This window comes from Micromonospora sp. NPDC005298 (assembly GCF_040607375.1).
In the GTDB taxonomy this organism is placed as follows: domain Bacteria; phylum Actinomycetota; class Actinomycetes; order Mycobacteriales; family Micromonosporaceae; genus Micromonospora.
The window spans coordinates 114,782-121,436 of record NZ_JBEXGP010000020.1; the positions used below are offsets into that span (position 1 = coordinate 114,782).

Genomic DNA, 6,655 nt, shown 5'->3' on the forward strand with positions numbered 1-6,655 from the left:
CGGGTGACCCGTGGTCGCAACGTGCCAACGGCGGGGAGGAGGGCACGCTGCGCACAGCCGGACCGGCGCCGCTCACTCCGAGCGCGGGCCCGCGGGCGTGAACGTCAGGTCCGGCGCGGGGTCGGCGCACGGGCCCTGTCCGGCAAGCCACCGATTAGGTACGCCTCGGTCAGCCGCCGGTCGTCCGCGTCCCAGGTCAGCCCGGTGCCGGAGACTGGGCCGCCGCCCCGGCCACGTCCCCGTCCGCCAGGGCATCCGGGCTCGCGTTAGCAACTCGTCAGGACGCCGCCGGCGGCACGGCGACGCACCTCGGCATGGCGCCGGCTTGCTCTTGTCTACCCGGCTACTGCTGGATCGACTGGAAGATCTCGTTGAGTGAGCTCATCCGGTGCTCGGTCAACTCGCGCAGCTGTGCGCCGGCGTCCTGGAGGGCGGCGAGCACCAGCTCCTCCATCTCCTCCGGGTCGGTGTCCGCGAACAGGTCCCGATGCAGGCGTACGCCGGTGAAGGTGCCAGCCGCGGTCACCGAGACCCGTACCGCACCGTTGGCGGCCGTGCCGGTGACCTCGGTGGCCGACAGCCGATCGCGCATTGCGGCCACCTGGTCCTGCACCGCCTGTGCCTGCTCCAGCATCCGGTCCAAGTCCGACATCGGATCCTCCCTCAGCGCCCTGACCAGGTACGCACGTTGGCCCATTCGCCCTCGGCGTAGTTGTTCCACGACAGGTTCATCGCCGAGGCGATCCTGCCGAGCACACCGGCCTCGCCGAACAGGCCGTTGGCGGCGATGTTCCACTCCTGCTGCAGACCTTGGTAATAGGACTGGGCCGGACCCTGCCACTGGTCCTGCAGGGGCACCAGCTTGTTGATCAGCGCCGCGAGCTGATCTTCGATTTCGGCGGCTTTGGCGTTGAGCGTCTGCCCGGCCATCTCCAGCTCCGCCGGGACGCGCAGGTGACTGGTGGTGGGATCTGGCATGGATCTCTCCTGTCTGGTGGCGGGAGGGCTAGAGGTTCGCGCCGGGGATGTCCTGGTTGACGGCAACGAGGCTGTTGACGTTGGCCTGCTCGGCATCGACGTAGTTGTGGAAGTTGCCGCGCAGGCCACTGCCGATGTCGGTCAGCGCGTTGTGCAGCATCCGGCCGAACACGTCGAAGTCGTTCATGAGGATCTCGAACTGTCCGGCCGCGACGCCGTGCCAGATCGACTGCATCTGCACCACGGTCGATCGCAGGCTGGCCAGCTCACCGTCGATATCCGTCGCGGTCACGTCACAGCTGGCCGCGGCGTCCATGATCATTTCCGGTGTTACGAGAATGTGGTCCATCGCAACTTCTTCCTTCCGCGGCCGTCGACAGCTGTTATGCCTTCATCAGGATGGTGGTGCGGCGCGGACAGCGCGAGTGACCTCTTTGCAGGACACCGTGACAGTCCCCGGGTTCGGCGCTGCGTCATCGGCTCTTGGCCGTCATGCTCGTGAGGTTCGCGCCCTCGGCCCCGACGTAGTTGTCGTACGACTTCTGCATCGCCGCGACGGCGTCATCGAGCAGGCCCTGGGTGTCGGTGGTGAGCTTCTTCAGGTCGGTGGTGAGGGCCTCGTACTTGGCCCCCGCCGGGCTGTTCCACGACTCACAGATCGACTGCAGGTGGATCGCCATCGCCTTGAGGCTGCCATCGATCGAGTCGCGCTGCTTACGCACACTGCTGATCGACTCCCCGAGCAGCGGGATCTGCACGGCGTACTCGTAGCGCTTGCCGTCCACGACGACGGCGACCGGCTTGCCATTGCCGTCGGTGATCATCCCGTTCTTCGGGTCGTACATGAGGGTGGTGAGCCCGTCGGCCCCGTACGAGATCGTGACGTTCTTGCCGTCCTTGCTCCCGTGCAACGGGCGGCCCTGACCGTCGAACGCGTCGTAAATCCACCCCTCGGCCTGCATCAGTACGACGTCACCGTTGGGGTTGCGGTTGACGACTGTGCCGTCCCGGTACGTCCACAGACTCGAGCCGTCGTCGGAGTACTTGATGTCGACGGCGTTGGTCTTGCCGTCCTCGGTGCCGTGCGTGGGCCGTCCCTGCCCGTCGAACCTGTCGAACGTCCACCCAGCGGCCTGCACCCCCGTCACGGTTCCCGCCGCGTCCCGCCGGACCGTCGTGCCGTCGTCGTACTTCCACGTGCTCGACCCGTCCGGGGCGTACGCGATGGTGATCTGCTGGGCCGGCTCCCCGTTCATGCTCGGCACGATGCCGTGCGTGGGGTTGCCCTTCGCGTCGAACTGGTCGAAGGTCATGCCGTCCTTCAGCACCTGCCGAGTGGTATCGCCCTCGGCGTTGCGATAGACCTTGGTGCCGTCGCCCTGGTAGCTCCAGATGCTCGCCCCGTCGGCGCCGTAGACGATGTCCACCTGCTGCGCCGGCTGGCCATCCCGGCCGGGAACCGTCCCGTGAGTGGGCCTGCCATCGCCGTTGAACCGGTCGTAGACGGTGCCGTCCTTCAGCTCCTGCCGTGTCATCGTCCCATCCGCGGCGCGGAAAACCTTCGAGCCGTCGCCCTGGTAGCTCCAGACACTCGACCCGTCGACGCCGTAGGTGATGTCGACCTGCTGCGCCGGCTCGCCGCCCAGGCCGGGAACCGTCCCGTGGGTGGGCTTGCCGTCCTGATTGAACGCGTCGTAGACCAAGCCCTCGGGCGTTGTCTGCCGAACCACCTCGCCGGCAGCGTTGCGGTCCACCGTCGTGCCGTCGGCGTAGGTCCAGGTGCTACTGCCGTCACCACCGTAAGCGATGTCCACGCTCTGCGCGGGCTGCCCGTTCAGGCCGGGCACGGTGCCATGCGTGGGCTTGCCATCGGGAGTGAACTGGTCGAACGACGCCCCATCGGGCGTCACCTGCCGCGTGACGTCACCCTCGGCGTTGCGGTTGACCCTCGTGCCGTCGGCGTAGGTCCAGGTGCTGCTGCCGTCTCCGCCGTACGTGATGTCCACGGCCTGCGCGGGCTGCCCGTCCACGCCGGGCACCGTGCCGTGGGTGGGCTTGCCGTCGGCGGTGAACTGGTCGAACGACGCACCATCCGCGGTCACCTTGCGCGTGACGTCACCCTCGGCGTTACGGTCCACCGTCGTGCCGTCGGCGTAGGTCCAGGTGCTGCTGCCGTCACTGCCGTACGAAATCGACACGGCCTGCGCCGGCTGACCATCCGAGCCGGGCACCGTGCCATGCGTCGGCTTGCCGTCGGCGGTGAACTGGTCGAACGACGCACCATCCGCGGTCACCTTGCGCGTAGCGTCACCAGCGGCGTTGCGGTCGACCGTCGTGCCGTCGGCATACGTCCAGGTGCTCGACCCGTCACCGCCGTAAGTGATGTCCACGGCCTGCGCGGGCTGACCATCCTCGCCGGGCACCGTGCCATGCGTCGGCTTGCCATCAGCGGTGAACCGGTCGAACGACGCACCATCCGCAGTCACCTGCCGCGTAGCGTCACCAGCCGCATTACGGTCCACCGTCGTGCCGTCGGCATACGACCACGTACTCGACCCGTCACCGCCGTAAGCGACGTCCACCGCCTGCGCGGGCTGACCATCCTCGCCGGGCACCGTGCCATGCGTGGGCCTGCCATCAGCGGTGAACCGGTCGAACGACGCACCATCCGCAGTCACCTGCCGCGTAACGTCACCAGCCGCATTACGGTCCACCGACGTGCCGTCGGCATACGACCACGTACTCGACCCGTCACCGCCGTAAGCGACGTCCACCGCCTGCGCGGGCTGACCATCCTCGCCGGGCACCGTGCCATGCGTCGGCTTGCCATCAGCGGTGAACCGGTCGAACGACGCACCATCCGCAGTCACCTGCCGCGTAACGTCACCAGCCGCATTACGGTCCACCGACGTGCCGTCGGCATACGACCACGTACTCGACCCGTCACCGCCGTAAGTGATGTCCACGGCCTGCGCGGGCTGACCATCCGAGCCGGGCACCACGCCGTGGGTGGGCCTGCCGTCGGGGGTGAACTGGTCAAAGGACGCACCATCGGCGCTTACCTGCCGCGTAGCGTCACCAGCCGCGTTACGGTCCACCGTCGTGCCGTCGGCATACGACCACGTGCTCGACCCGTCACCGCCGTAAGCGATGTCCACCGCCTGCGCGGGCTGACCATCCTCGCCGGGCACCACGCCATGGGTGGGCCTGCCATCGCCGGTGAACTGGTCAAAGGACGCACCATCCGCGGTCAGCTGACGCGTCACGTCACCAGCCGCGCTGCGATCCACCGACGTGCCATCCGCGTACGTCCACGTACTCGACCCATCACCGCCGTAAGCGATGTCCACCGCCCGCGCCGGCTGCCCGTCAACCCCCGGCACCGTGCCGTGCGTCGGCTCGCCGTCGGCGGTGAACCGGTCGAACGACGCACCATCAGCAGTCACCTGCCGCGTAACGTCACCAGCCGCATTACGGTCCACCGACGTGCCATCCGCGTACGACCACGCACTGCTGCCATCACCGCCGTATGCAATCGACACAGCCTGCGCGGGCTGCCCGTCCTGGCCGGACACCATGCCGTGGGTGGGCCTGCCATCGGCGGTGAACCGGTCGAACGACGCACCATCAGCAGTCAACTGACGCGTAACGTCACCAGCGCCATTACGGTCGACCTTGGTGCCGTCGGCGTAGGTCCAAATGCTGGAGCCGTTACCGCCGTAAGTGATGTCCACGGCCTGCGCGGGCTGCCCGTCCACGCCGGGCACCGTGCCGTGGGTGGGCCTGCTATCGCCGGTGAACCGGTCGAACGACGCACCATCAGCAGTCAACTGACGCGTAACGTCACCAACGGCATTGCGATCCACCGACGTGCCGTCGGCATACGACCACGTACTCGACCCGTCACCGCCGTAAGCGATGTCCACCGCCTGCGCCGGCTGACCATCCGAGCCCGGCACCGTGCCGTGCGTCGGCCTGCCATCGGCGGTGAACCGGTCGAACGACGCACCATCAGCAGTCAACTGACGCGTAACGTCACCAACGGCATTGCGATCCACCGACGTGCCGTCGGCATACGACCACGTACTCGACCCGTCACCGCCGTAAGCGATGTCCACCGCCTGCGCCGGCTGACCATCCTCGCCGGGCACCGTGCCGTGGGTGGGCCTGCCATCGCCGGTGAACCGGTCAAACGACGCACCATCAGCAGTCAACTGACGCGTAACGTCACCAACGGCATTGCGATCCACCGACGTGCCATCCGCGTACGTCCAGGTGCTCGACCCGTCACCGCCGTAAGCGATGTCCACCGCCTGCGCCGGCTGACCATCCTCGCCGGGCACCGTGCCGTGGGTGGGCCTGCCATCGGGGGTGAACTGGTCGAACGACGCCCCATCGGGCGTCGCCTGCCGCGTAACGTCACCAGCCGCACTGCGATCCACCGTCGTGCCATCCGCGTACGTCCACGTACTCGACCCGTCACTGCCGTACGCAATCGACACGTCCTGCGCGGGCTGACCATCCTGGCCGGGCACTGTGCCATGGGTGGGCCTCCCATCAGCGGTGAACTGGTCGAACGACGCACCATCAGCAGTCAACTGACGCGTAACGTCACCAGCCGCATTCCGATTCACCGACGTGTCATCCGCGTACGTCCACGTACTGCTGCCATCACCGCCGTAAGCGATGTCCACCGCCTGCGGAGGCTGACCATCCGAGCCCGGCACCATGCCATGCGTCGGCCTGCCATCAGCGGTGAACCGGTCGAACGACGCACCATCTGCGGTCAACTGACGCGTAACGTCACCAACGGCGTTACGGTCGACCGTCGTGCCATCCGCGTACGTCCACGTACTCGACCCGTCACTGCCGTACGCAATCGACACATCCTGCGCGGGCTGACCATCCGGCCCCGGCACCATGCCATGCGTCGGCCTGCCATCGCCGGTGAACCCGTCGAACAACGCATCATCAGCAGTCAACTGACGCGTAACGTCACCAGCCGCATTCCGATTCACCGACGTGTCATCCGCGTACGTCCACGTACTGCTGCCATCACCGCCGTAAGCGATGTCCACCGCCTGCGGAGGCTGACCATCCGAGCCCGGCACCATGCCATGCGTCGGCCTGCCATCAGCGGTGAACCGGTCGAACGACGCACCATCAGCAGTCACCTGACGCGTCACATCACCAGCCGCATCACGATCCACTGTCGTGCCGTCCGCGTAGGACCAGGTGCTCGACCCGTCACGGCCGTAAGCGATCGACACCTCCTGGTTTCCCGGGAGGGTCCCGTGCGTCGGCCTGCCATCAGCGGTGAACTGGTCGAACGACGCACCATCGGGAGTCAACTGACGCGTAACGTCACCAGCCGCATCACGATCCACCGACGTGCCATCCCCGTACGTCCAGGTGCTGCTGCCATCACCGCCGTAAGCGATGTCCACCGCCTGCGCTGGCTGCCCGTCCTGGCCGGGCACCGCGCCGTGCGTGGGCCTGCCGTCAGCGGTGAACCGGTCGAACGACGCACCATCCGCCGTCACCTGACGCGTCACATCACCAGCGGCGTTACGGTCCACTGTCGTGCCGTCCGCGTAGGACCAGATGCTCGACCCGTCACGGCCGTAAACGATCGACACCTCCTGGTTTCCCGGGAGGATCCCGTGCGTCGGCCTGC

General features: G+C 67.4%; 4 protein-coding genes. All 4 read right to left on the bottom strand.

Annotation, left to right across the window (positions count from 1 at the left end; genetic code table 11):
• Window positions 1-343: 343 nt before the first annotated feature.
• Window positions 344-652, bottom strand: coding sequence for a YbaB/EbfC family nucleoid-associated protein (locus ABZS77_RS23650; RefSeq protein WP_354826569.1), 309 nt, complete (start codon window positions 650-652; stop codon window positions 344-346).
• An 11-nt stretch (window positions 653-663) separates the two neighbouring features.
• On the bottom strand, window positions 664-978 hold the full coding sequence (locus tag ABZS77_RS23655) for a WXG100 family type VII secretion target (RefSeq protein ID WP_088949086.1): 315 nt from the start codon (window positions 976-978) through the stop codon (window positions 664-666).
• Window positions 979-1,006: 28 nt separating this feature from the next.
• Window positions 1,007-1,327, bottom strand: a complete 321-nt coding sequence (locus tag ABZS77_RS23660) for a WXG100 family type VII secretion target (protein ID WP_354826571.1) — start codon at window positions 1,325-1,327, stop codon at window positions 1,007-1,009.
• 124 nt (window positions 1,328-1,451) lie between these two features.
• On the bottom strand, window positions 1,452-6,617 hold the full coding sequence (locus tag ABZS77_RS23665; RefSeq protein WP_354826573.1) for a hypothetical protein: 5,166 nt from the start codon (window positions 6,615-6,617) through the stop codon (window positions 1,452-1,454).
• Window positions 6,618-6,655 lie beyond the last annotated feature (38 nt).